We start from the raw sequence: 1,042 nt of genomic DNA on the forward strand, positions 1-1,042 counted from the left end.
CCCGCCATGGCGCCACGCCCCGCGCCTGCCGCCCCCAGGTCGAAATCCTCGGCGCAGTTGTTCAGCGCCTCAAACCCCAGGCGACGATAAGGCGGCTCCAGCCCCCAATCTTTGTCGCCGTCATTGGACAGGTCGTGCAACACGGCAGCCGGAACGATAGGAATAGCCGGCGCGCCCGCCTTCAAATGCAGGCCAACACCTTGCACCGACAACGCCGCCGTCACCGCATCTGCAGCGCCCAAGCCAAACACCGAGCCGCCAGAGAACACCAGCGCATGCAACTGCCCGACCATGTTCTCCGGCTCCAGCGCCGCCGACTCGCGCCCGCCCGGGCCGCCGCCACGAATGTCGACGCTGGCAGTCCACGGGCGATCAGTGCGGATCACCGTGACACCCGTATCGACACGTTCATCGATGGCGTGGCCGACCAACAGGCCGGGGATGTCGGTGAGCAAGTTGCGGGGTCCGGGATGTGGCATTCAATCGCTTCCTGAAAAGGTGGTGGTACCCGATGTGGAGCAAGTGATGTGCCAAAGCCGAGAGCGCCGTCAACAGCCGGTTCGCCATCCAATGCCCCTGTAGAAAAATCAACACCCTGATCGGGCATTGCTACAAAAACACCAACCCCGCTCACACCCGCCCTGCAAGCCGTTGTTAACAAAGGCTTTTCAACAATGGCACAGCCCTTGCTCAAGGCCTTTGCACCAGAGCTTGAGACTGATGCCCCAGAGCATCCGGCAACAAGCCGCTACTCACCACTTTTTTCGCGACGCCAATGCCGTCGCCTTACCCGACAAGGTTGGCCACCCAGCAGGGCGCGAACCGGGGAACACACTGGAGCCTTCGTACCATGACTTCTTCACGTATCACGGGTTTACCCCAGCCGCGCAAGATCTTCGCCCGCAGCCTGTTGTTTCTCGCCGTGTGCGAAGCCGCGACGGCCGCAAGCCCGCTACTGGCCGCCGAGAGCAAGAGCGACAACCCGCTGGACACCGTCGTGGTGGTCGGCAACCGTGGCCAGGCCCGCACCCTGGCCGAAAGC

At 63.2% G+C, this 1,042-nt stretch carries 2 protein-coding genes; one reads left to right on the forward strand and one right to left on the reverse strand.

Going from position 1 to position 1,042, the window contains the following annotated elements; all coding sequences use genetic code 11:
- Positions 1-479: P1 family peptidase (locus tag GHO41_RS29325; protein ID WP_178126622.1), on the reverse strand; the 479-nt coding region annotated here is incomplete at its 3' end.
- A 371-nt stretch (positions 480-850) separates the two neighbouring features.
- Between GHO41_RS29325 and GHO41_RS29330 the strand changes: the two genes are divergently transcribed.
- Positions 851-1,042 (forward strand): hypothetical protein (locus GHO41_RS29330; protein WP_153435350.1); only part of this gene is annotated, 192 nt, incomplete at its 3' end.

The sequence above is a fragment of the Pseudomonas sp. FSL R10-0399 genome, assembly GCF_009600165.1.
Classification (GTDB): Bacteria; Pseudomonadota; Gammaproteobacteria; order Pseudomonadales; family Pseudomonadaceae; genus Aquipseudomonas; species Aquipseudomonas helleri.